Raw genomic sequence first — 22,529 nt, 5'->3', positions numbered from 1 at the left:
TTTCCGTTTCGCTTCAACGACATTGCACGCTGGAAGCGCGTCGGAAGCCCGGCGGCGCGACGCGTTCAGCGGGGCTCGACCACCCACGCGCCGCCCTGTTCGACGAGCGTGCGGTCGCACGCGAACTCGTCGAGCACGTGATCGTGCCCCGGCAGCGCCTGGATCACGACTTCGCCCGCGTCGCGCAGCGCACCGACCGCCGCGCGCAGCGCGTCGTCCTGCTTCCACGGCGCCAGAATCGCGGCGCCGCGCGCCTCGATCGGCGAAATCCGCGCAATTTCGCGCAGGTCGAGTGAAAAGCCCGTCGCCGGGCGCGCGCGGCCGTACGCCTGACCGACGTGGTCGTAGCGGCCGCCGTGCGCGACCGCGTTCGGCACGCCGTCGACGTATGCGGCGAACATCGCGCCGCTGTGATACGCGTAGCCGCGCAGATCGGCGAGATCGATCGCGACCTCGGCGTCCTTCACCTGCGCGGCGAGATGCGAGAGGTCGTCGAGCGCGCGCGCGATTTCGGGCAGCGCCGGCAGCTGGCGGCGCGCCTCGTCGAGCACCGACGCGTCACCGTACAGGCGCGGCAGCGCGCGCAGCGCGGCGCGCGTATCGGCGCCGAGATCGTCGGTCAATTCGTTCAGGCGCGGCACGTCCTTGCCGGCGAGCGCGTCGTAGAGCGCCTCGCCGCGCTCGGCCGCGACCGCGTCGCGCGCGAAGAGCGCCGCCAGCACGCCCGCATGGCACAGGTCGAGCCGAATTTTCTTCAGACCAGTCAGATGCAGCGCGTCGAGCATCAACTGCTGGATCTCCTGATCGGCCTCGAGGCCCGCATGTCCGTAGATTTCCGCGCCGACCTGGAGCTGCTCGCGGCTCGCGTGCAGCCCGCGCGGCCGCGTGTGCAGCACGGGGCCCGCGTAGCAGAGGCGCGTCACGCCCTGGCGGTTCAGCAGGTGCGCGTCGATCCGCGCGACCTGCGGCGTCATGTCCGCGCGCAAGCCGAGCGTGCGGCCCGACACCTGATCGACGAGCTTGAACGTGCGCAACCGCAACTCGTTGCCGCCGCTCGTCAGCAGCGATTCCAGATACTCGAGGAGCGGCGGCATGACCATCTCGTAGCCATACGAACGAAATCGGTCGAGCAGCCTGCGACGCAGCTCCTCGATCTTGCGCGCCTCCGACGGCAGCACGTCGGCAATATTCTCGGGAAGTAACCAGGTCGACATCGTTGCGATCCTACGACGGGAAACACGGCGCGCGCGACGCGCGCCTCGGATTGAAATCGGGTCGGCGCCCGGCGTCCCGGCGGATGGCCGGGAAGCGCCGAGCGGACGCGCACGGCCGGGTCAGGTGACGAGCAGGAGCAGCGCAAGCCCGATCGCCATCACGATGAACCCGCCGATCCGGATATGGTGCGCAGGCCGCTCCGCTATTCTACGGAACGTGTCGCGCCACGCGCTCGGAAACACGAACGGAAAGGCGCCCTCGATGATGAGCATCAGCGCGAGAGCAAGCAGTAACGAACCAGCGAAATCCATGCGGACGACGACGCCCCTTGCACATCAACGGTTGCGGGGAGCGGCAGCCGGCGCCGCGGCGCCGCCCGTCGGGCTGCGCATGAAGCGGAAGAACTCGCTGTCCGGATCGACGACGATGACGTCGTTCGGCTTGAAGCTGTTCCGATACGCCTGCAGGCTCGCGTAGAACTGGTAGAACTGCGGATCGCGGCCGAATGCGTCGGCGGCGATCGACGCGGCCTTCGCGTCGCCCTCCCCCTTGATCGACTGCGCGGCCTTGTAGCCTTCCGCGAGAATCGTCTGCTGCTGCCGGGCCGCGTCCGCCTTGATCTCTTCCGCCTGCGCCGCGCCTTCCGCGCGCTCGCGCTCGGCCTGACGCTGCAACTCGGCCGTCATCCGCTGGTACGCGCCGTCCGCCTGCGCGGCAGGCAGATCGATGCGCATGAGCTGCACATCGACGATGTCGATGCCGAGCGGCGTCGCATCGGCCTGCAGCACGCGCTTCGCCTCGTCGGCGATCGCGCGCTGGCTGCCGAGCGCGCTGTCGAGCTCGCGCTTCGCGAACGCGCCGCCGAGCGCGCCCTTGACGGCCGCCGACAGGCGATCGACCTCGCCGCGCGGCGCACCGCCCGTTTCCTTGTAGTACTTGAGCACGTCGGCGACCCGGTACTTGACGACGGGGCTCACGAGCACGTCGCTCTTGTCCTTCGTCGTCAGGATCTGCGGATCGGCCGAGTCGAGCGTCTGGATGCGGACGTCGACGAACGTCGCCGTCTGCAGCGGCTGCGGCAGCTTGAAATGAAGGCCGGGGCCGGCGAGCGTCGGCGCGTCGCCGTCGCGCGACGACAGCACGGCCGCGTGGCGCGGATCGACGACGAGCACCGTCGACGAAGCCACCAGTGCGACGATGACGATCGCTACGACGAGCGCGATGATTCGGTTCATGTAATGCGCTCCTCGTTACTGCAGATCATCGGTGCGCGAGCGGCTGCGGAACGCCTCGCGCGAGCGCAGCGGATCGCTGCCGGACGCCGGACTCGCCGCGGCGGGCGCGGACGCGCGAGGCGCGCTCGCCGCAGCCGACGCCGGCGCGGAAAACGCAGGCGTCTGTGCTCCGCTCGCGGGCGCGGCGGCGCTCGCCGCGTCGGCCGCGCGCTGGCGGCCCGCTTCGACGATCTTGTCGAGCGGCAGATACAGCACGCTGTTGCCCGCCTTGTTGCCGACGTACACCTTCGTCGTGTTCGAATAGATCTCCTGCATCGTCTCGAGGTACATCCGCTCGCGGATCACCGCGGGCGCCTTCGAGTACTGCGCATAGACTTGCTTGAAGCGCTCGGCGTCGCCTTCCGCCTGCGCGACGACGCGCTCCGCGTACGACTTCGCGTCGTCGACCATCTTCGCCGCGTCGCCCTGCGCACGCGGCAGTAATTCGCTCGCGTACGCCTGCGCGGCGTTCTTCGCGGCTTCGCCGTCCTGACGCGCCTTCGCGATGTCGTCGACGGCCGCCTGCACCTGCTCGGGCGGCGCGACGCTCTGCACGGTCACGCCGGTGACGACGAGCCCCGTCCGGTAGCGGTCGAGGTCGTGCTGGATCGCCTTCGCGAGCGCATCGCGCAGCGCGTCGCGATCCTGTGCGAGCACGTCGTCCGCGCTCTTCGCGCCGACGATCTCGCGCACCGCCGCCTGCGCCGCCTGCGACACGCTGCGCTCGGGATCGGCGGCACGGAACAGGTAGTCGGTCGCAGACCCGATCCGATATTGAACGGCGAAGCGCACGTCGACGATGTCGGCGTCGCGCGTCAGCATCGACGCGTCCTTCACGTTCGCGAGCCGCACGACGTTGTTGCGTCCGATCTCGATCGACCGCACCTGCGCCGTATCGACGATCTCGTGCGATTCGAACGGATATGGCAGGCGCCAGTGGACACCGTCGCCGACCGAGCCCTTGTACTCGCCAAAGCGCAGCACGACGCCCGTCTGACCGTCCTGAACGATGAAAATGCCGCTGCCGAGATAGATTGCGATCAGCACGCCCGCGACGATGCCGACGCCGACACGCGCTGCGCGCCCGTTGTCCGGACGAAAGCCGTTGTTGCCGCCACCCTTGCCGCCGAACCAGCCGCTCAGGCGACGGTTGAAGCTCCGCCACATCTCATCGAGGTCCGGGGGGCCATCGTCGCGTCCGTTCGGGCGCTTCGATTCGTTCGGTCGCGGCTTGTCGCCGTTGCCGCCGCGTCCCCAGCGGGGATCGTTGATCGACAGCAAGGCGCACATCCGCCGCCAGGTACTCCGCTCGTTGTAGTCATTCACCTGTGTTTGTTCACCAGATTGGAGCAACTTGACCGGCCGCAGCCGTCAGCGCCCATGTTCGGAAACCGGGTGGTCTTCGTGTGGTTGCGCCGGCGCGCCGTCGAGCGGCACGGCGCCGACAAGATGTTCCGCGGTAGCGATCTCGGCGATGGCGGCACGCAGCGAGTCCAGACCCTGGCCCGTGCGCGCGCTCAAAAAGACGCGCGAGATATTACCATACTCGTCCCGCTCGACCGCATCCCCGCGGGCCTCGAGCTCGGGCACGGCATCGATCTTGTTGAACACGAGAATCTGGCGGATCGAGTCCGCGCCGATTTCGTGCAGCACCTCGTTGACCTGCTCGATCTGCTCGAGCCGCACCGCGCTCGACGCATCGACAACGTGCAGCAGCAGATCCGCGTGGATCGTCTCTTCGAGCGTCGCGCGGAATGCCGCGACCAGTTGGTGCGGCAGCTCGCGGATGAAGCCGACGGTATCGGACACGACGATCTGCCCGACCTCGTCGCCGAGATACACGCGCCGCGACGTCGTGTCGAGCGTCGCGAACAATTGATCCGCCGCGTATGCCTGTGCTTTCGTCAGCGCATTGAAGAGCGTCGACTTGCCCGCATTCGTGTAGCCGACGAGCGACACCGACATCGTGCCGCTGCGCGCACGCTGCCGACGCTGCGTGTGATGCTGGCGGCGCAGCTTGTCGAGCCGAGTCTTCAGCATCTTGATGCGCTCGCCGATCAGGCGCCGGTCGGTTTCGAGCTGCGTTTCGCCGGGGCCGCGCAGGCCGATACCGCCCTTTTGGCGCTCGAGGTGGGTCCAGGCTCGAATCAGCCGGGTCGCAAGGTATTGGAGCTGTGCGAGCTCGACCTGCAGCTTGCCTTCGTGACTGCGCGCGCGCTGCGCGAAGATGTCGAGGATGAGGCTCGTGCGGTCGACGACGCGCCGATTAAGCATGCGCTCCAGATTGCGTTGCTGGGCGGGGGCGAGCGCGTGATTGAAGATGACGATTTCGACGTCGTTCGCTTCGCAGGCAAGCCGGAGTTCGTCCGCTTTGCCGCTGCCGACGAACATGGCGGCGTCGGGACTGGAACGGCGGCCCGTCAGCGTGACGGCGGGATGGGCGCCCGCACTGGAGGCGAGCAGACTGAGTTCTTCGAGACTGGCTTCGAAATCGGTCTTGCCGAAATCGATGCCCACTAACGCTGCGTTGATCAAATTATCGGATGTCAAGGTAAGGCGGCTGGCATCGGAAGCCGACGGCGACGCGAGCCAGCCGCGGCAATGGGTTAGGACGCTGCTTCCGCATCCGGGTGGAAGTTCACCGGACGCGCCGGCACGACCGTCGAAATGGCGTGCTTGTAAACCATCTGTGTAACCGTGTTCCTGAGCAACACGACGTACTGGTCGAACGATTCGATGTTCCCTTGAAGCTTGATGCCGTTGACGAGATAGATCGAAACCGGCACGTGCTCTTTACGCAGTGCGTTCAAAAACGGGTCTTGTAACAATTGCCCTTTGTTGCTCATGGCGTACTCCATCTTTTTTGCAGGTTGACTAGATTGGGGCGAAGAAAAAGAGATCCGCCGCCAATCGCTACACTATAGCCGATTTTGTCCGCCCCGCCCGGCTCTGCCGTCCGGCTGACGCGGCGCGCCTCACTCACTCCTTATCGGCGTAAGGGTTCGTCGACGAGCGAAACTCTATGCGCAATGGAGTGCCCATCAGCGAGAAAGTTTCTCGGAATCGATTCTCGAGATAGCGTTTGTACGTCTCGGTCACCGCGTCGAGCGCGTTGCCGTGAATGACGATGATGGGCGGATTCTGTCCGCCTTGGTGCGCATAGCGCAGTTTCGGCCGCACCGGGCCGCGTCGGCGCGGCTGCTGGAACTCGACCGCATCGATCAGCGCGCGCGTGAGCTTCGGCGTCGGCAGCTTCTTCATCGCGGCCGCATACGCGTCGTCGACCGAGCGCATCAGCGGGCCGATGCCCGTCTTCTCCGCTGCCGAGATGAAGTGGGACTTCGCGAAATCGAGGAACTTGAGCTTGCGCGCGAGATCGGCCTTCGCGCGCTCTCGCACGTGCGGATCGAGGCCGTCCCACTTGTTCACGCCGACGACGAGCGCGCGCCCCTGCTCGACGACGAAGCCCGCGATGTGCGCGTCCTGATCGGAGATGTCCTGCCGCGCATCGAGCAGAAGAATGACGACGTTCGCGTCGGAGATCGACTGCAGCGTCTTCACGACCGAGAATTTCTCGATCGCCTCGAACACCTTGCCGCGACGGCGCAGGCCCGCCGTGTCGATCAGCGTGTACTGCTTGCCGTTGCGTTCGAAGTCGACATAGATCGAATCGCGCGTCGTGCCCGGCATGTCGAATGCGATCACGCGGTCTTCGCCGATCAGCGTGTTGACGAGCGTCGACTTGCCGACGTTCGGCCGGCCGACGATCGCGATCTTGATGCCGCGCGCGGCGGCGTCTTCTTCGCTCTCGTCCGGCTGGCCCGCGTACGCGACTTCGAGCGCCTCGTTGATCATGTCGGTCACGCCGTCGCCGTGCGCGGCCGAGATCGCGCGCGGATCGCCCAGGCCGAGCTCGTAGAAATCCGACGCGACCGCCGTGTATTTCATTCCCTCGGCCTTGTTGACGACGAGGAAGATCGGCCGTCCGGTCTTGCGCAGATAATCGGCGATCGACTTGTCCTGCGGCGCGAGGCCGTTGCGGCCGTCGACGATGAACACGACGACGTCCGCCTCCTCGACCGCCTGGCGCGTCTGTCGCGCCATCTCGTGCAGGATGCCGTCCTTCGCGACGGGCTCGAAGCCGCCCGTGTCGACGACGAGATACGGCCGCGCGCCGACTCGCCCCTCGCCGTAATGGCGATCGCGCGTCAGGCCGGGCAGATCGGCGACCAGCGCATCGCGCGAGCGCGTGAGCCGGTTGAACAGCGTGGATTTCCCCACATTGGGGCGCCCAACGAGGGCAATGACCGGTTTCATCTGATGATGTCGTCTACGTGAAACGCAGCGGCGGTGAGCCCGCATGCCGCAGGCGGCTGCGCTTGATGGAAATTAGCACGAATTCACGCCGCGTCGGCGCAGGCGGCGGCATACGTGTCGCGCCGCTCTTTTTTTTCGATTCGCTCCCAGCCCCCGCGGATCGCGTCATGCCGCGCCGCCGGGCCGCGGCCGCCCGGCAATGGCCGAACGCACGCGCAAAAAATACGACGCACGGCCGGCGAAGCGCGCGGCCGCGCGGTTGCGTCGCGCGCTTAGCGCGGACGGAAACCGTACACGCCGCCGTCCTGCGTCTGGACGACGAGCGTGTTGCCGGCGAGCACGGGCGCCGCGTTGATCGCGCTGCCGTCCGTCTTCAGCCGCGCGACGAACGTGCCGTCGTCGCGCGACAGAAAGTGCACGAAGCCCTTGTAGTCGCCGAACACGACCGCACGGCCGAGCAGATACGGCACGCCGACGTCGCGGCTCTTCAGCTTGTCGTTGCGCCAGAGCTCCTTGCCCGTCGCGACGTCGTACGCCGACACGACCGACCAGTCGTCGCCGCCTGCGACCACCGTATCGTCCTGCGCGACGCCGCTGCGGCTCGAGAACGCCTTCTCCCACAGAGGACGGCCCGAGTTCGCGTCGAAGCAGCCGAGCTGGCCCTGGAACGTCACCGCGCACGTCTCGGCGCCGACGAGCGTCGGCGCGCCCGTCACGTCGTTGATCCGCTCGACTTCGGTCACGCCCTTCGGGAACGACACGGGCGTCTGCCAGAACGGCTCGCCCGTCTGCAGGTTCAGCGCGACGAGACCGCCGCCCGGGAAGCCCGCGAGCACCGCCGCATCGCCGGCGAACGTCATGCCGGCCGACACGCGCAGATTGAGCGGCACTGCGCGATTGCGGTAACTCCACTTCTGCTCGCCCGTCTGCGCGTTGAATGCGATCACTTGGCCGTCGATCGTGCGCACGATCACGAGGCCGTTGCCGACGAGCGGCGGCGAAAAGACTTCGCCCTGCACGGTCGTCTTCCATAGCAGCTTGCCGTCCGGGCCGAGCACGAACACGCCGCCCTTCAGCGCGCCGACCGCGGTCAGGTTGCCGTCGCTGCCGACGCCCGCCGACAGATCGGAACCCACCTTCGCGCGCCAGACTTCCTGGCCTGTCTTCGCGTCGATCTTCTCGACCGAACCGTTCGCGCCGGCGACGTACACCGCGTCACCCACCGCGATGGGCGAGAACGAGTAGCGGCCGCCCTTGCCGACGCTCGCCTTCCACACCTGCTGCACGTCGAGCACGGGTTTGAACTCGGTGAGCGGCGTCGGCACGCGGCGTGCGTCCTTCGTTGACGAACAGGCCGCGAGAACCAGGACGGCCGCCGCGCAGGCAACGGGTGCAGCGTAACGTTTCAGCAGATTCATCGATAGCGAAGCAAAGTTAAGTTGTAAAACGGAGCGTGGGCGCTCAACCGCCGAGCGCGTCCAGCTTGAACTGCACGAGTTGGCGCGCAGACGTGTCGTCCTTCGACAGCGAATCGAGCGCGAGCCTGTACGCGGCGCGCGCGTCGTCGCTCTTGCCCTGCGCGGCGAGCAGATCGCCGCGGCGATCGGCGACGATGCCCTTGAACGCGTCCGACGGCGTGCCCGACAGCAGCGCGAGGCCAGCATCGTACGCCTTCTCGTCGAGCAACAGCGATGCGAGACGCAGCTTCGCGATCTGCTTGTACTCGTCGTCCTTCGCGTGATCGGCGGCCCACTGCAACTGCGCCTTCGCACCCGCCGCGTCGCCCGCGCCGTACAGCGCCTTCGCCGCTTCGAGCGCCGTCATCTGCGCATATGCGGTGCCGCCGAACTTGTCTTCCATGTCCGACGCGACGCGCGCGACCTTCGCCTTGTCGTTCGACTGGACCGCCTGCTGCACCTGCTCGTACAGCACGGCCGCCTGCGCGGCCTGGCGCCGTTGCCAGTAATTCCAGCCGTTCCAGGCGGCAGCGGCGGCGAGGACGGCAATCGCGATCCAGGTCGTCAGATTGCCCCATCGAGCCCACCACGCCTTCAGGCTTTCAATCGATTCTTGTTCGTCGTGATAACTCATCGCCTAGCGATTCCTTCCTGTACACGCTTTTGTCGAGCGGATGCGCCGCGATCAGTCGTCGCCGTCTTCGGCGGTTGCAACCATCGCATTGATTAGAAAATCGGTCAAGCTTTCGACCGGCACGGACTGTTGAACGTTCTTGTCGCCTCCGGCGCCCGTGCCGCGCAGCGGCTTCACGCTCGCCGTGCCGTTCGCGATCTCGTCTTCGCCGAAAATCACCGCGAATGCCGCGCCGCTCGCGTCCGCGCGCTTCATCTGCGACTTGAAGCTCGCGCCCGCGCCGTCCGCGCTGCAGTGGAGAACCACGTCGAGGCCCGTGTCACGCAAACGCTCCGCGACGACGAACGCCTGCTCGCGCGCCGCATCGCCCTGGTGGACGACGTACACGTCGACGCCCTCCTGCTCGGGCACGAGGTTCTCTTCCTTCAGGAGCTCGAGAATGCGCTCGACGCCCATCGCCCACCCGCACGCGGCGGTCGGCTTGCCGCCCAGTTGCTCGATCAGCGGATCGTAGCGGCCTCCCGCGGCGACCGTGCCTTGCGCGCCGAGCTTGTCGGTCACCCACTCGAACACGGTCAGGTTGTAGTAGTCGAGCCCACGCACGAGACGCGGGTTGATCGTAAACGGCAGGTTGTTCGCCTTCAGCAGCTTCTGCAGGCCTTCGAAGTGCGCGCGCGACGCGTCGCCGAGGAAGTCGATCAGCTTCGGCGCATTCTGCACGATCTCCTGCAGCGCGGGATTCTTCGTGTCGAGCACGCGCAGCGGATTCGTGTAAAGGCGGCGCTGCGCGTCGTCGTCGAGCTGCTCGGCGTGCTGCTCGAGATACTGGATAAGCTCGACGCGGTGCGCGGCGCGCTCTTCGGCAAGGCCGAGCGAGTTGATCTCGAGCTTGATGCCCGTCAGGCCGAGATCGTCCCACAGGCGCTGGCACATCATGATGATTTCCGCATCCGCGTCCGGGCCCGCGAAGCCGAGCGCCTCGACGCCGACCTGGTGGAACTGGCGATAGCGGCCGCGCTGCGGACGCTCGTGACGGAACATCGGGCCGACGTACCACAGGCGCTTCGGTCCGTCGTACAGCATGTTGTGCTCGATCGCCGCGCGCACGACGGCGGCGGTGTTCTCGGGACGCAGCGTGAGGTTCTCGCCGTTCAGCGCGTCGACGAAGCTGTACATCTCCTTCTCGACGATGTCGGTCACTTCGCCGATGCCGCGCGTGAAGAGCTGCGTGTGCTCGACGATCGGCGTACGGATGTTCTGATAGCCGTACGCGCGCAGCAGCGACTTCACGGTCGCCTCGAAGAATTCCCACAAGCCGGCATCCTGCGGGAGGATGTCGTTCATACCCTTCACGCCCGTCAGCTTCTCGAGCTTTCGCTTTTGTTCTGTCATCTGAAATACGGTAGACGAATTAATTCTGGACCGCAGCGCGGCCGTAGGTGCGCGCGACGTAGTCGCTCACGATCTGCTGGAATTCTTCCGCGATGTGCTCGCCGCGCAGCGTCTTCACTTTCTGGCCGTCGACGAACACGGGCGCGGCCGGGTTCTCGCCCGAGCCCGGCAGGCTGATGCCGATGTTCGCGTGCTTCGACTCGCCCGGGCCGTTGACGATGCAGCCCATCACCGCGACGTTCATCTTCTCGACGCCCGGATACGCCTTGCGCCACTCGGGCATCTGCTCGCGCAGGTACGTCTGGATCTGCAGCGCGAGCTCCTGGAACAGCGTGCTCGTCGTGCGCCCGCAACCCGGGCACGCGACCACCATCGGCGCGAACGAGCGCAGCCCCATCGTCTGCAGGATCTCCTGGCCGACGATCACTTCGCCCGTGCGCGGCGCGCCGGGTTCCGGCGTGAGCGAGATGCGGATCGTGTCGCCGATCCCTTCCTGCAGCAGCGCACCGATCGCGGCCGTCGACGCAACGATGCCCTTCGAGCCCATGCCCGCCTCGGTGAGGCCGAGGTGCAGCGCGAAGCCGCAGCGGCGCGCGAGCTCGCGGTAGACGGCAATCAGGTCCTGCACACCGCTCACCTTGCACGACAGCACGATCTTGTCGCGGCCGAGGCCGAGTTCGACCGCACGCTCGGCAGAGCCGATCGCTGACTGGATCAGCGCCTCGTACATCACGCTTTGCGCTTCCCACGGCTCGGCGCGCGCGCCGTTCTCGTCCATCATCCGCGCGAGCAGATCCTGATCGAGGCTGCCCCAGTTCACACCGATCCGCACCGGCTTGTCGTACTTGATCGCGGCTTCGATCATTTGCGCGAACTGCGAATCGCGCTTCGCGCCCTGGCCGACGTTGCCCGGATTGATCCGGTACTTCGACAGCGATTCCGCACAGCCGGGATAGTCGCGCAGCAGCAGGTGGCCGTTGTAGTGGAAATCGCCGACGAGCGGCACCGACACGCCCATCCGGTCGAGCTGCTCGCGGATCGCCGGCACGGCGGCGGCGGCCTCCGGCGTGTTCACGGTGATGCGCACGAGCTCGGAGCCCGCGTTCGCGAGGTCCTTCACCTGGATCGCGGTGCCGATCGCGTCGGCCGTGTCGGTATTGGTCATCGACTGCACGCGCACGGGCGCGGCGCCGCCGATCGTCACGAGCGTTCCACCCCAGCGGACGTCGACCGCATGCGACACGCGCCGCGGCGCATGCCCGCCGAACACCGGCTCGGTTGAACAAATCTGACTGCTGCGTGGGGATTGAGCTTCGGATTGCATCGATAGATCCAATTTACGCCAAACGCGCCGCCATCGGCCGCGCGCGAAAGAGAAAAGCGCCGTGTCCCGTCGGCCACGGCGCTTGCCGTCAGGGCAATGCGAAACGCGCGACGTTGCCCCGAGCCGTCGAGTATTTTGCCGGATCGACGGGTTTGCCGTCGAAAGCGATCGATTCGAGCCCGGCCTTGTTGCCGATCGTGACCTTGAGCGGCGCGTCACCCGCGATCTGCTTGGTCTCGCCGGCGCGCACGAGCGACGAGAACAACTCCTTGCCGTTCTTGTCCCGCACGCTGAACCAGCAGTCCTGCGCAACCTTCAGTGCGACGACCGACTGGCCGGGCGCGACCGTCACGGCTGCGTTCGCGCCGTCGGCCGCCGGCACGGCCGGCTGAACCGCCGCCGCAGGCGCAACCACAGCCGACGCGGGCGGCGCGGTCACGGTGCTCGCGACTGCCGGCGCGGAACCGGCGGCCGGCGCGCCCGCCGTAGCCGCGTCACCGCCCGATGCGCCGCTGACGGGCTGCACCGCAGGCGCCGTGACGGCGCCCGCCTGCGTCACCGTGCCCGACACGGCCGTGCTCGCGGGCAGATCGGACGCGGCGCCTTCCGGCTGCTGCGCATGCGCGGCCGATGCGGCTTCGTCCGCGCCGCTCGACTTGAAGCGCGCAAGCCAGTTCGACGATTCGCCGCCCGTGTGCCACATCACCGCGGCGACGAGCGCGACGACGACCGCCGCGACCGCCCACAGCCATGGCCGGCCGCGCGACGAACCGCCGAGCGGAATCGATACCCGGCCGCGCGGCAGATCGGTGCCGGCCGATGCGGGCATCGACAGATCGACCTCGGGCACGCCCTTCTCGCGGCGCAGCGCCTGCGCGAACGGCTCCGGATCGACACCGAGCATCTTCGCGTAGCTGCGCACGAGGCCAAGCGCGAAGGTCGTGCCCGGCAGCTGGCTCGTATCGCCCGCCTCGAGCGCCTGCAGCTTCGGCGCCGCAACCTTCAGCCGCGCGGACACGTCTTCGACCGACCATCCCCTCGCCTCGCGCAACTCCGCGAGCCGTGCGCCCACTGCCGCGACCGACGCAATGCCGGCGCCAGCCACCGCCGGTTTCTCGCCTGCGTTCGTCTCTGGGCTCTTAGACGGCTGCGGTTCGCTCATTCTCTTCCTCGCGTCGATTCTTCTTGCCTGCACGCCCGCGCCGGCTCCGGCCGGGCTCGCAACATCACCGTTGTCACACACTGCGCGGCGCCGCGCGCCGCCCCCGATCGCTTTACGCGTATTTCACTGCCAGCCCGGGCATTCCCGTCAAACCGCCCGAACCTCGATAATCTTTGCTGCGCCCGTCCGCTCGGCGAGACGCGTGCGGTCCTTGACCGCGCCCGCCAGCTGGCCGCAGGCGGCGTCGATGTCGTCGCCGCGCGTCTTGCGGATCGTCGTCACGACGCCCGCGTCGATCAGGATCTGCGCGAAGCGCTTGATCTGATCCGGCTTCGAGCGCACGAGCCCCGACTCCGGGAACGGATTAAACGGGATCAGATTGAATTTGCACGGGACGTCGCGCGTCAGCGCGAGCAGCTCGCGCGCATGCGCTTCGGTGTCGTTGACGCCGTCGAGCATGCAGTATTCGAACGTGATGAAATCGCGCGGCGCGACCTTCAGATAGCGCTGGCACGCGGCCATCAGCTCGCGCAGCGGATGCTTCTTGTTGAGCGGCACAAGCTCGTCGCGCAGCGCGTCGTTCGGCGCGTGCAGCGACACCGCGAGTGCGACGGGCAGCTCGGCGCCGAGCTTGTCCATCATCGGCACGACGCCCGACGTCGACAACGTCACGCGCCGGCGCGACAGGCCGTATGCGTTGTCGTCGAGCATCAGCCGCATCGCGGGCACGACCGCCGAATAATTGAGGAGCGGCTCGCCCATGCCCATCATCACGACGTTCGTGACGACGCGTTCCGCCTTGCCGTTCGGGCCGGGCTCGCGTCCGAGCGACGCGCGAAGCGCGAATTCCGCCATCCGCAGTTGCCCGACGATCTCGCCCGTCGACAGATTGCGGGAAAAACCTTGCTTGCCGGTCGAGCAGAAGCGGCAATTGACCGCGCACCCCGCCTGCGACGACACGCACAGCGTGCCGCGCGTCTCCTCGGGGATGAACACCGTCTCGACCGCGTTGCCGCTGCCGACGTTGATGAGCCACTTGCGCGTGCCGTCGGCCGACACGTGATCGCTCAGGATGTCGGGCGTGCCGATGACGGCGCGCCCCTTCAGCTTCTCGCGCAGCGATTTCGCGAGATCGGTCATCCCGTCGAAATCGGCTGCGTTGTATTGATGGATCCAGCGCTGCAGTTGCTTAGCGCGAAACGCCTTCTCGCCGAGGCTGCCGCAATACGCGACGAGACCCTCGGCGTCGAGGTCGAGTAGATTGACGATGGTTTCGCTCGCCATGATGCCCTGCCTTGCCCCCAAACGCGCCGGATCCCGACCCGCTTAGCGCGAGTAGACGTTCATTTCCGGGAAGAAGAACGCGATTTCGACGCGCGCCGTTTCCGGGGCGTCCGAGCCGTGCACGGCGTTCGCGTCGATGCTGTCCGCGAAGTCGGCGCGGATCGTGCCCTTTTCCGCCTTCTTCGGATCCGTCGCGCCCATCAGGTCGCGGTTCGTGAGGATCGCGTTCTCGCCTTCCAGAACCTGGATCACCACCGGGCCCGAGATCATGAATTCGACGAGATCCTTGAAGAACGGACGCTCGGCGTGCACGGCATAGAATTTCTCCGCATCGGCGCGCGACAGGTGCGCCATGCGCGCCGCCACGATCTTCAGGCCGGCGCTTTCGAAACGGCTGTAGATCTGGCCGATCACGTTCTTCGCCACCGCATCCGGCTTGATGATCGACAGGGTGCGCTCGATTGCCATAAAAACTCCAAGAAATTAAGAGGTTACAGTTTCAAATGAATCCGCCATTGTAACACGTTCCCGTGTATCATTGCGATTGAACCCTTACACGAACGAAAGGTTCCAATACTTCGTGTTTCGCGGGCGCCGAGGCGTTGAAACCTCCGCCCTCGAAACCTATCTTAGGGGGTAGCGGCCTCACGGTTTTTGCGGCGCAACAAGCGCGCCGCCCGCCGGCGGCGCCGCGACGTTCCATGTTAGGAGAAACCATGAACGACTCGTACAACTTCGGCCGCAGCGGCGCGATCAGCACGGCCGAGACTCGCAACCGCGTGCTGCGCAACACCTACTGGCTCCTCGCGCTGTCGATGGTGCCGACCGTACTCGGCGCGTGGGTCGGCGTCGCGACGGGTTTCTCGCTGTTCGCCGCGACGAGCCCGATGATGAGCCTCCTCGCGTTCTTCGCGATAGCGTTCGGCTTCATGTTCGCGATCGAGCGCACGAAGAACAGCTCGGCCGGCGTGTTCGTGCTGCTCGGCTTCACGTTCTTCATGGGCCTGATGCTGTCGCGCCTGCTGAGCTTCATTCTCGGCTTTTCGAATGGCCCGTCGCTCATCATGCTCGCGTTCGGCGGCACCGGCGTGATCTTTGCCGCGATGGCGACGGTCGCGACCGTCAGCAAGCGCGATTTCTCGGGCCTCGGCAAGTGGCTCTTCGTCGGCGTGATCGTGCTCCTGCTCGCGATGGTCGCGAACATGTTTCTGCAGTTGCCGGCGCTGATGCTGACCGTGTCGGTGCTCGCGATCGTGATCTTCTCGGCGTACATGCTGTTCGACGTCCAGCGCGTCGTGAACGGCGGCGAAACCAACTACATCAGCGCGACGCTCGCGATCTACCTCGATCTGTACAACGTGTTCACAAACCTGCTCGCGCTGCTTGGCATCTTCGGCGGCAACCGAAACTGAGCCTGAGCGACACCTCGGCGCACGTCACGAAAAACCGGCCCTCTGGCCGGTTTTTTTGCGTGCGTGCCGCGCGGGCGCCGCCGTCACGCGCGCTCGAAGAGCGCGATCGATTCGACGTGCGACGTGTGCGGGAACATGTTGACGACGCCCGCGCCCTTCAGGCGGTAGCCCGCCTCGTGCACGAGGAGACCCGCGTCCCGCGCGAGCGTTGACGGATTGCACGACACGTAGGCGATCCGCGAAGGCAGCGGCCCGACGCCACTCTGCGCGATCTCCGCGAGCGCCTTCGACACCGCGAGCGCGCCTTCGCGCGGCGGATCGATCAGGAACTTGTCGAACGCGCCGAGTGCTCGCAGATCGTCGGCCGTGACCTCGAACAGGTTGCGGCATGCAAACGACGTATGGCCGCCAACGCCGTTTTCCCTCGCATTCTCGAGCGCGCGCGACGTCAGCGTTTCGCTGCCCTCGATCCCGACCACCTCGCGCGCGAGCCGCGCGAGCGGCAGCGTGAAGTTGCCGATCCCGCAGAACAGATCGAGCACTCGATCGTCGCGCGAGGGCGCGAGAAGGCGCAGCGCGCGGCCGACGAGCACGCGGTTGATCTGGTGATTGACCTGCGTGAAGTCGGTCGGCTTGAACGGCATCCGGATTCCGTATTCGGGCAGCGTGTAGTCGAGCTGCACGTCGAGCGGATAGAACGGCGCGACCGTATCCGGCCCCTTCGGCTGCAGCCAGAACTGTACGCGGTGCGCGTCGGCGAATTCGCGCAACAGCGCCTCGTCGGCCGCGTTGATCGGCTCGAGCACGCGCAGCACGAGCGCCGTCACCTGCGAGCCGACCGCGAGCTCGATCTGCGGCATGCGGTCGCGGATCGACAGTTGCTCGACGAGCCGACGCAGCGGCACGAGCATCGCCGATACGTGCGGCGGCAGCACTTCGCAGCTCGTCATGTCGGCGACGTAGCTGCTCTTCTTCTCGTGGAAGCCGACAAGCACGCCGCCCTTCTTCGCGACGTGGCGCACGGTGAGGCGCGCCCGATACCTGTAGCCCCACGACGGACCGTGAATCGGCGCGAACATCGCCTCCGCGCGCAGCTTCGCGAGATGCCACAGATTGTCCTCGAGCACGCGCTGCTTGATCGCGACCTGCGCGCGCATGTCGAGATGCTGCATCGAGCAACCGCCGCAGGTTCCGAAAAACACGCATTTCGGCTGCGTGCGCATCACGCTCGGGCGCAGAATATCGACGACCTGCGCCTGCTCGTAGGTCGGCTTCCGGCGGAAGCTCGAATACGTGACGCGCTCGCCGGGCAACGCGCCCTCGACGAAGATCACCTTGCCGGGCTTGCCGTTTTCGTCGACGACGCGGCCGACGCCGCGCGCTTCCATGTCGAGCGAATCGATATCGAGAACCGGGGCGCGATCGGGGGCGGCAGGCGCATTCGACGCGCGGCGCAAGGAGAGAGGGACGGCTTCTGACACCAGCTTTTCCTGACGAACGATTGTGGGGAAAGACGAGATTGTAGACGAACGGCCGTCACACAATGGAGATTCGACGATGCGACTCATCAGTTGGAACATCCAATGGGGAAGGGACGCCGACGGCACGGTCGACCTTGCTCGCACGGTCGGCGCCGCCCGGCGGCTCGGCGACTTCGACGTGCTGTGCATGCAGGAAGTCACGCGCGGCTTTCGCGCGCTGCCGGGCGGTCCGTCCGACGATCAGTATGCGGAACTGGCCGCGCTATTGCCAGGCTACGCCGTGTTCGACGCGATCGGCGTCGATCTGCCGCCGCTCGAGCCGGGCGCGCCGCGCCGGCAATTCGGGAACGCGCTCGCGACACGGCTGCCCGTCGAGCGCGTGATGCGCCACGCGCTGCCGTGGCCCGCGAGCGCGGCCGCGCCATCGATGCCGCGCTGCGCGCTCGAAGTCACGCTGCGCGCGCCGCTCGGTGCGCTGCGCGTCGTCGTCACGCATCTCGAGTACTACTCGGCCGAGCAGCGGCTCGCACAGGTCGACGCGCTGCGACGCCTGCATCGCGAGGCAGCCGCGCATACGCGCGCGAGCGCGCCGCCGGAGACGCCGACCGGCCCGTTCGCACCGTCGGCGCGCGCGGCCGACGCGATCGTCTGCGGCGACTTCAACAGCGCGTACCGCAGCGACGCGTACCGGCGCTTTCTCGCGCCGCTTCCGGACGCGCCGCGCTTCGTCGACGCGTGGCTCGCGCGCCATCCGGGCGAGACGCCGCCGATGACGGCGGGCGTCTATGACATCGAGCAATGGAAGGAAGGGCCGCTCACCTGCGATTTCGTGTTCGTCACCGATACGCTCGTCGGCCGTCTGTCGCGCTGCGAGATCGACGGCGCGATTCGCGCGTCCGACCACCAGCCGATCGTGCTCGAATTGAGCGACACGTAAGCATCGAAGCGCCGGTCGGTCAGACGGATGGAGGCGAACGGGAAGGGCGACGTCCGGTCACGCGTCGAACGCGGCGAGGTATTCGGCCCAGTGCGGCGCAGGCTCCTGCACGAGTGAGTTCTTCACGAGCGCGATTTCTTCGGCGTACTCGGCGGGCGACAGGCCGCCGCGCATCTGCTGGAACCGGCAATACAGCAAGTACGTGTTCACGACGTCGGTCTCGCAGTAGTTGCGGATCTCTTCGATCCGCCCTTCCTGGAACGCCGCCCATACCTGGCTGCCATTCATCCCGAGCTTGCCCGGAAAGCCGCACAGCTTCGCGAGCGCGTCGAGCGGCGCGCTCGCGCGCGGCTGATAGAGCGCGAGCAGATCCATCAGGTCGAGGTGCCGCGTGTGATAGCGCGACAGGTAGTTGTTCCACTTGAACTCGCGATCATCCTCGCCCATGTCCCAGTAGCGCGGCGCCGCGACGCCGTGCACGAGTCCGCGGTAATGCAGCACCGGGAGATCGAAGCCGCCGCCGTTCCACGACACGAGCTGTGGCGTGTATTTCTCGATCACGCGGTAGAACGACTGGATCAGTGTCGCTTCCGGGTCGCCCGGCGCACCGAGCGAGCGCACGCGAAAGCCGGTGTTGTCGCGAAACACGCACGAGATCGCCGCGACCCGTTGCAGATGAAGCGGCAGGAAATCGCTGCCCGTCTTCTCGCGGCGCGCGGCGAACGCGCGCTCGGCCACATCGGCGTCGGCGAGGTCGGCGGGGAGATCTTCAAGACGGCGAATGCCGTCGACATCGGGAATCGTCTCGATGTCAAAAACCAGAATCGGTGTCATTGATCAGTTACAGAACGGCGTCCTTGCGTACGCCGTTGGATGCGAAAAACCGCTTGAGCCGCACGAGCGCTTCCTGCTGGATCTGGCGGACCCGCTCGCGGGTCAGCCCCATCTCGTCGGCAAGCTCCTCGAGCGTCGCGGGTTCGATGTGATTGAGGCCGAAGCGCCGCTCGATCACGTGGCGGTGCTTGTCGGACAGGCGCGACAGCCACGCGCGCGTCAGCGTCTCCAGCTCGCGATGCTGAACCTCCGCGTCGGGCGACTGACTCTGATCGTCGGGCAGCAGATCGAGCAGGCTGCTCGCCGGATCGAGATCGAGCGGCGCGTCGAGCGACGCGGTGTGCTCGTTCAGCGCGAGGATGTCCGTGACCTCCTCGGCCGTCTTGCCAGTCAGATACGCGATGTCGTCGATGCTCGCCTCGCGGCGTTCGGCCGCCTCGCCCGTCGACATCGAGTTCTTCTCCAGATGGCGCTTCGCGCGCAGCACCTGGTTCAGCTCGCGGATCACGTGCACCGGCAGCCGCACCGTGCGCGCCTGATTCATGATCGCGCGCTCGATGCTCTGGCGGATCCACCAGGTCGCGTACGTCGAGAAGCGGAAGCCGCGCGTGGGATCGAATTTCTCGATCGCATGCATGAGCCCGAGGTTGCCCTCTTCGATCAGATCAAGCAGAGGCACGCCGCGATTCAGATAGCCTTTCGCGATGCTGACGACGAGCCGCAGGTTCCGCTCGATCATCACTTGCCGCGCGTCGAACTCGCCCGCCTTCGCGAGCCGCGAATAGCGTTGTTCCTCCTCGACCGTCAGGAGCGGCTTCACGCTGATGCGGTTCAGGTAGTGCTGGATCGTGTCGGCGGTGAGCTCCGCCTGCAGAAGCGCCCGGAAGTCGTCGAGATCGGGCGCCGCGTCGGCTGTGCCGCCGCGCTCTTCGCCCGAGTCGTCCGAATCGGCTTCGCGCGACTCGTAGTCGCGTTCGTTGTCGGCGACGTCTTCGTCCTCGTCCGTCGAAGCACCAGCACGCTCCACCGATGCTTGCGTGGCTCGACTGATTTTCTCAGACTCGGCTTGCGGCTCGTGGCGCTTCGATTTCGGCATGGTCGTCTCGTTTATTGAGGCGGCAAATACTTCAGCGGATCGACAGGTTTACCCTGCCGGCGAACCTCGAAATGCAGCATCACGCGGTCGGAATCGTTGTTACCCATCTCGGCGATCTTCTGGCCTTTCGTCACCGCGTCCCCCTCTTTTACCATCAAAGCGCGATTGTGTGCATACGCCGTGAGATAAGTTGCGTCGTGCTTGATGATAATGAGGTTGCCGTAGCCGCGCAGCCCGTTCCCCGCATAGACCACGCGCCCGTCCGCCGCGGCCTTCACGGCCTCGCCGGCCGAACCGCCGATGTCGATTCCCTTGTTCTTCGAATCGTCGAACGTGCTCAACAGCGCGCCGCGCACCGGCCACGCGAACGACACGTTGCTGCTCGCGGCAGGTGCGCTCGTGTCGCTCGGCGCAGGCGCGGCAGGCGCGGAGCTCGCGCTGGAACCGGAGCCATAGATCGGAGGCGCCGCGGCCGGGCCGCTCGAGAGCGGCGGCGTCGCCGTGCCGCCTGCGGGCGGCGCGACGCGCAGCAACTGATCGACTTCGATCTGGTTCGGGTTCGTGAGGTTGTTCCACACAGCGATGTCGCGATAATTCTGACCGTTCTCGAGCGCGATCCGATAAAGCGTGTCGCCCGGTTTCACCCGGTAGAAGCCCGGGGGCGCCGGCGGCAGCGGCGCGGCCGGCTGCGTCGCAGCCGTCGTGCCGAGCGAGCCGGAACGGTCGACGACGGGCGCCTGGTCGAGCCGCGTCGCGCACGCGCCGAGCAGCGTGAAAGCCGCCACGCAAATCGCGCGCTGAGCGAGCGAGAGCGGAACCTTCGAACGATTGTTTTGCATCGCGCGCAGCATACTCATCGGTATCAAATCACTCCGGATTTTAAAGGGACAAAGAAAACGCGATCAAGCCGCGACTCGCGCCACTGCGCGGGTGCGACGCGTTCCACGAGCGTCAGCACCTGCTCGCCCGCCTGCTCGCCGACAGGCGCGACGAGCCTGCCGCCGATCGCCAATTGTTCCAGCAGCGCCCGCGGTACGTCGAGCCCCGCCGCCGCGATCACGATCGCGTCGAACGGCGCCGCAGCGGGCAGGCCCACGCGTCCGTCGCCATAATGCAGGCGGATGTTCGGCACGCGCAGCGGCCGCAAATTCAGTTTCGCGCGCTCGTAGAGCGGCTTCACGCGTTCGATCGAATACACGTCGCGCGCGACGCGGCTCAGCACCGCGGCCTGATAGCCGCAGCCCGTGCCGATTTCGAGCACGCACTCGAGCGTGCGGCCCGCCGCTGCGAGCTCGATCATCCGCGCGACGACCGACGGCTTCGAGATCGTCTGCTGATGGCCGATCGGCAGCGCCGCATCTTCATACGCCTGGGCCGCGAGACCCGGATCGACGAACATGTGGCGCGGCACGGCCGCCATCGCAGCGAGCACGCGCGGATCGGTCACGCCGTTCGCCTGCAGCCGTTCGACCATGCGCTCGCGCACCCGTTCCGAAGTGAGCGCGAGCGCGCCCGTCAGCGCGACGTTCGGCGCGGCGCTCTTGTCTCCGCTCTTCGCGGATGCGGGCGGCGCGCCCTTCGCGGCGCCGGGCGCACCCGGCGCATGCTTCTTCGCGTGCGTGGCCTTCGCCTTCGGAGCGGACACGCCGGCTGCCCCCGTCGCGCCGGCCGTGCGATGCGTGCGCCGATCGGGCGTGAGCGCGGATGCCGCGGCGGGCGCCGCAGCCGCCGCGGCGGTGAGGCGCTGGCGGGCGGCGTCGCCCGTCGCCTGGCGCTCGGCCGCGCGCCCTTCGGGCTTGCGCGGCTCGCGCTTCAGGTCCTCGAGCGCGAGCGGAAACCGCTTCGCGCGCTCGCCGCTCATGAAGCGCCGCTCCCAGCCCGCGCCCAATCGCGCGTGGCTGCCAGCATCTGCGTGTGCGTGAGATCGAGCTGCAGCGGGGTGATCGACACGCAGCCCGCCGCGGTCGCGTGGAAATCGGTGCCTTCGCTCGCGTCGAGCGCCTCGCCCGACGCCCCGATCCAGTAGATCGGCTCGCCGCGCGGATTGGTTTGGCGAATCACCGGCTGCGACGGATGGCGCTTGCCAAGCCGCGTCACGCACCAGCCCTTCAGCTCGTCGTAAGGCAGGTTCGGAATGTTGACGTTCAGGAGCGGCTGGCCGGGCAGCGGATTGTCGAGATAGTGGCGAACGACCTCGGCCGCGACGCGCGCCGCATCCGCGAGATGCGCCCAGTCCTTGTGAACGAGCGAGAACGCGATCGCCGGCATGCCGAACATGATGCCTTCGGTGGCGGCGGCGACCGTGCCGGAATACAGCGTGTCGTCGCCCATGTTCTGGCCGTTGTTGATCCCCGACACAACGAGGTCCGGCTTCGCGTCGAGCATGCCCGTCAGCGCGATGTGCACCGAATCGGTCGGCGTGCCGTTCACGTAGTAGAAACCCGTGGTCGCCGAGCGCGACACCGAGAGCGGACGCGACAGCGTCAGCGAGTTCGACGCGCCGCTGCAATTCTGCTCGGGCGCCATCACCATGACCTCGGCGATCGGGCGCAGCGCTTCGTACAGCGCGGCGATGCCGGGCGCGAGGTATCCGTCGTCGTTGCTGAGTAGTATTCGCATCCGGCGATTGTAACCGAGGAAAGATTGCGCGAGAGCGACAGCCGGGGCCGCCTCGCGCGCAGCGGGCAGCGGTGCGCGCGCGGCCTCAACG

22 protein-coding genes are annotated in these 22,529 nt (G+C 67.0%); 2 read left to right on the top strand and 20 right to left on the bottom strand.

The features are described from left to right. Nucleotides 1-65: 65 nt before the first annotated feature. The 14 genes from WS69_RS05310 to ndk form a co-directional block, all read right to left on the bottom strand. Nucleotides 66-1,214: an ATP phosphoribosyltransferase regulatory subunit gene (locus WS69_RS05310; RefSeq protein ID WP_059469758.1), complete on the bottom strand. Its 1,149-nt coding sequence runs from the start codon at nt 1,212-1,214 to the stop codon at nt 66-68. A gap of 120 nt (nt 1,215-1,334) precedes the next feature. Beyond that, nucleotides 1,335-1,526: a DUF2065 domain-containing protein gene (locus WS69_RS05305; RefSeq protein WP_059469757.1), complete on the bottom strand. Its 192-nt coding sequence runs from the start codon at nt 1,524-1,526 to the stop codon at nt 1,335-1,337. Nucleotides 1,527-1,550: 24 nt separating this feature from the next. Further along, nucleotides 1,551-2,450, bottom strand: a complete 900-nt coding sequence (gene hflC / locus WS69_RS05300; RefSeq protein ID WP_059469756.1) for a protease modulator HflC — start codon at nt 2,448-2,450, stop codon at nt 1,551-1,553. A 15-nt stretch (nt 2,451-2,465) separates the two neighbouring features. Beyond that, complete coding sequence (gene hflK / locus WS69_RS05295) at nt 2,466-3,779, bottom strand: FtsH protease activity modulator HflK (protein WP_059469755.1); 1,314 nt, start codon at nt 3,777-3,779, stop codon at nt 2,466-2,468. Nucleotides 3,780-3,860: 81 nt separating this feature from the next. Next, entirely contained in the window at nt 3,861-5,024 is a 1,164-nt protein-coding gene (gene hflX / locus WS69_RS05290; RefSeq protein WP_197419207.1) for a GTPase HflX, read from the bottom strand. Nucleotides 5,025-5,095: 71 nt separating this feature from the next. Beyond that, a complete protein-coding gene (gene hfq, locus WS69_RS05285) occupies nt 5,096-5,335 on the bottom strand; it encodes an RNA chaperone Hfq (RefSeq protein ID WP_004192796.1) in 240 nt (79 codons plus the stop codon). 133 nt (nt 5,336-5,468) lie between these two features. Next, nucleotides 5,469-6,806: a ribosome biogenesis GTPase Der gene (der, locus tag WS69_RS05280; RefSeq protein ID WP_059469753.1), complete on the bottom strand. Its 1,338-nt coding sequence runs from the start codon at nt 6,804-6,806 to the stop codon at nt 5,469-5,471. A gap of 272 nt (nt 6,807-7,078) precedes the next feature. Next, nucleotides 7,079-8,224, bottom strand: coding sequence for an outer membrane protein assembly factor BamB (gene bamB / locus WS69_RS05275; protein WP_059469752.1), 1,146 nt, complete (start codon nt 8,222-8,224; stop codon nt 7,079-7,081). 43 nt (nt 8,225-8,267) lie between these two features. After that, nucleotides 8,268-8,897, bottom strand: coding sequence for a tetratricopeptide repeat protein (locus tag WS69_RS05270; protein WP_059469751.1), 630 nt, complete (start codon nt 8,895-8,897; stop codon nt 8,268-8,270). Nucleotides 8,898-8,948: 51 nt separating this feature from the next. Beyond that, a complete protein-coding gene (gene hisS, locus WS69_RS05265) occupies nt 8,949-10,289 on the bottom strand; it encodes a histidine--tRNA ligase (RefSeq protein ID WP_059469750.1) in 1,341 nt (446 codons plus the stop codon). Nucleotides 10,290-10,308: 19 nt separating this feature from the next. Then, nucleotides 10,309-11,613 (bottom strand): flavodoxin-dependent (E)-4-hydroxy-3-methylbut-2-enyl-diphosphate synthase, encoded by a 1,305-nt coding sequence (gene ispG / locus WS69_RS05260; protein WP_059469774.1) that lies wholly within the window; start codon nt 11,611-11,613, stop codon nt 10,309-10,311. A gap of 88 nt (nt 11,614-11,701) precedes the next feature. Next, the gene (locus WS69_RS05255) at nt 11,702-12,775 is read right to left on the bottom strand and encodes a helix-turn-helix domain-containing protein (RefSeq protein WP_059469749.1); all 1,074 of its coding nucleotides are present in this window, start codon (nt 12,773-12,775) and stop codon (nt 11,702-11,704) included. A 147-nt stretch (nt 12,776-12,922) separates the two neighbouring features. Then, nucleotides 12,923-14,059 (bottom strand): 23S rRNA (adenine(2503)-C(2))-methyltransferase RlmN, encoded by a 1,137-nt coding sequence (rlmN, locus tag WS69_RS05250; RefSeq protein WP_059469748.1) that lies wholly within the window; start codon nt 14,057-14,059, stop codon nt 12,923-12,925. Between the two features lie 42 nt (nt 14,060-14,101). Continuing rightward, nucleotides 14,102-14,527 carry a nucleoside-diphosphate kinase gene (gene ndk / locus WS69_RS05245; RefSeq protein WP_059469747.1) on the bottom strand — a complete coding sequence of 142 codons (426 nt, stop codon included), beginning with the start codon at nt 14,525-14,527 and terminating at the stop codon, nt 14,102-14,104. A 248-nt stretch (nt 14,528-14,775) separates the two neighbouring features. Here ndk and WS69_RS05240 point away from each other — a divergent pair, with 248 nt between their 5' ends. Beyond that, nucleotides 14,776-15,471 (top strand): Bax inhibitor-1/YccA family protein, encoded by a 696-nt coding sequence (locus WS69_RS05240; protein WP_059469746.1) that lies wholly within the window; start codon nt 14,776-14,778, stop codon nt 15,469-15,471. Between the two features lie 83 nt (nt 15,472-15,554). On the opposite strand, the gene rlmD is transcribed toward WS69_RS05240, so the two are convergent. Continuing rightward, nucleotides 15,555-16,952, bottom strand: a complete 1,398-nt coding sequence (rlmD, locus tag WS69_RS05235; protein ID WP_059469745.1) for a 23S rRNA (uracil(1939)-C(5))-methyltransferase RlmD — start codon at nt 16,950-16,952, stop codon at nt 15,555-15,557. A gap of 76 nt (nt 16,953-17,028) precedes the next feature. On the opposite strand from rlmD, the gene WS69_RS05230 reads away from it, so the two are divergent. Further along, the gene (locus WS69_RS05230; RefSeq protein WP_059469744.1) at nt 17,029-17,889 is read left to right on the top strand and encodes an endonuclease/exonuclease/phosphatase family protein; all 861 of its coding nucleotides are present in this window, start codon (nt 17,029-17,031) and stop codon (nt 17,887-17,889) included. A 57-nt stretch (nt 17,890-17,946) separates the two neighbouring features. Here WS69_RS05230 and WS69_RS05225 read toward each other — a convergent pair whose 3' ends face one another. Genes WS69_RS05225 through surE form a run of 5 tightly spaced genes read right to left on the bottom strand, consistent with a single transcriptional unit; the run spans nt 17,947 to nt 22,438 of the window. Continuing rightward, on the bottom strand, nt 17,947-18,723 hold the full coding sequence (locus WS69_RS05225) for a 3'-5' exonuclease (protein ID WP_059469743.1): 777 nt from the start codon (nt 18,721-18,723) through the stop codon (nt 17,947-17,949). 7 nt (nt 18,724-18,730) lie between these two features. Further along, nucleotides 18,731-19,819, bottom strand: a complete 1,089-nt coding sequence (rpoS, locus tag WS69_RS05220; RefSeq protein ID WP_059469742.1) for an RNA polymerase sigma factor RpoS — start codon at nt 19,817-19,819, stop codon at nt 18,731-18,733. A gap of 11 nt (nt 19,820-19,830) precedes the next feature. Further along, entirely contained in the window at nt 19,831-20,670 is an 840-nt protein-coding gene (locus WS69_RS05215; RefSeq protein ID WP_197419206.1) for a peptidoglycan DD-metalloendopeptidase family protein, read from the bottom strand. A gap of 11 nt (nt 20,671-20,681) precedes the next feature. Next, nucleotides 20,682-21,680 (bottom strand): protein-L-isoaspartate(D-aspartate) O-methyltransferase, encoded by a 999-nt coding sequence (locus WS69_RS05210; protein WP_059469773.1) that lies wholly within the window; start codon nt 21,678-21,680, stop codon nt 20,682-20,684. Further along, the gene (gene surE, locus WS69_RS05205; protein ID WP_059469740.1) at nt 21,677-22,438 is read right to left on the bottom strand and encodes a 5'/3'-nucleotidase SurE; all 762 of its coding nucleotides are present in this window, start codon (nt 22,436-22,438) and stop codon (nt 21,677-21,679) included. Before surE ends, WS69_RS05210 begins: the two co-directional genes overlap by 4 nt. Nucleotides 22,439-22,529 lie beyond the last annotated feature (91 nt).

The sequence above is a fragment of the Burkholderia sp. BDU5 genome, assembly GCF_001522845.1.
GTDB classification, from domain to species: Bacteria; Pseudomonadota; Gammaproteobacteria; order Burkholderiales; family Burkholderiaceae; genus Burkholderia; species Burkholderia mayonis.
Note: the sequence above shows the minus strand (reverse complement) of the source record. Positions and strands in the feature narration are given on the sequence as shown.

Coding starts and splice junctions, on each gene's coding strand:
- WS69_RS05310 (WP_059469758.1), bottom strand. CDS start 1,214: ATGTCGACCTGGTTACTTCCCGAGAATATTGCCGACGTGCTGCCGTCG.
- WS69_RS05305 (WP_059469757.1), bottom strand. CDS start 1,526: ATGGATTTCGCTGGTTCGTTACTGCTTGCTCTCGCGCTGATGCTCATC.
- hflC (WP_059469756.1), bottom strand. CDS start 2,450: ATGAACCGAATCATCGCGCTCGTCGTAGCGATCGTCATCGTCGCACTG.
- hflK (WP_059469755.1), bottom strand. CDS start 3,779: ATGTGCGCCTTGCTGTCGATCAACGATCCCCGCTGGGGACGCGGCGGC.
- hfq (WP_004192796.1), bottom strand. CDS start 5,335: ATGAGCAACAAAGGGCAATTGTTACAAGACCCGTTTTTGAACGCACTG.
- der (WP_059469753.1), bottom strand. CDS start 6,806: ATGAAACCGGTCATTGCCCTCGTTGGGCGCCCCAATGTGGGGAAATCC.
- bamB (WP_059469752.1), bottom strand. CDS start 8,224: ATGAATCTGCTGAAACGTTACGCTGCACCCGTTGCCTGCGCGGCGGCC.
- WS69_RS05270 (WP_059469751.1), bottom strand. CDS start 8,897: ATGAGTTATCACGACGAACAAGAATCGATTGAAAGCCTGAAGGCGTGG.
- hisS (WP_059469750.1), bottom strand. CDS start 10,289: ATGACAGAACAAAAGCGAAAGCTCGAGAAGCTGACGGGCGTGAAGGGT.
- ispG (WP_059469774.1), bottom strand. CDS start 11,613: ATGCAATCCGAAGCTCAATCCCCACGCAGCAGTCAGATTTGTTCAACC.
- WS69_RS05255 (WP_059469749.1), bottom strand. CDS start 12,775: ATGAGCGAACCGCAGCCGTCTAAGAGCCCAGAGACGAACGCAGGCGAG.
- rlmN (WP_059469748.1), bottom strand. CDS start 14,059: ATGGCGAGCGAAACCATCGTCAATCTACTCGACCTCGACGCCGAGGGT.
- ndk (WP_059469747.1), bottom strand. CDS start 14,527: ATGGCAATCGAGCGCACCCTGTCGATCATCAAGCCGGATGCGGTGGCG.
- WS69_RS05240 (WP_059469746.1), top strand. CDS start 14,776: ATGAACGACTCGTACAACTTCGGCCGCAGCGGCGCGATCAGCACGGCC.
- WS69_RS05230 (WP_059469744.1), top strand. CDS start 17,029: ATGCGACTCATCAGTTGGAACATCCAATGGGGAAGGGACGCCGACGGC.
- WS69_RS05225 (WP_059469743.1), bottom strand. CDS start 18,723: ATGACACCGATTCTGGTTTTTGACATCGAGACGATTCCCGATGTCGAC.
- rpoS (WP_059469742.1), bottom strand. CDS start 19,819: ATGCCGAAATCGAAGCGCCACGAGCCGCAAGCCGAGTCTGAGAAAATC.
- WS69_RS05215 (WP_197419206.1), bottom strand. CDS start 20,670: ATGCTGCGCGCGATGCAAAACAATCGTTCGAAGGTTCCGCTCTCGCTC.
- WS69_RS05210 (WP_059469773.1), bottom strand. CDS start 21,680: ATGAGCGGCGAGCGCGCGAAGCGGTTTCCGCTCGCGCTCGAGGACCTG.
- surE (WP_059469740.1), bottom strand. CDS start 22,438: ATGCGAATACTACTCAGCAACGACGACGGATACCTCGCGCCCGGCATC.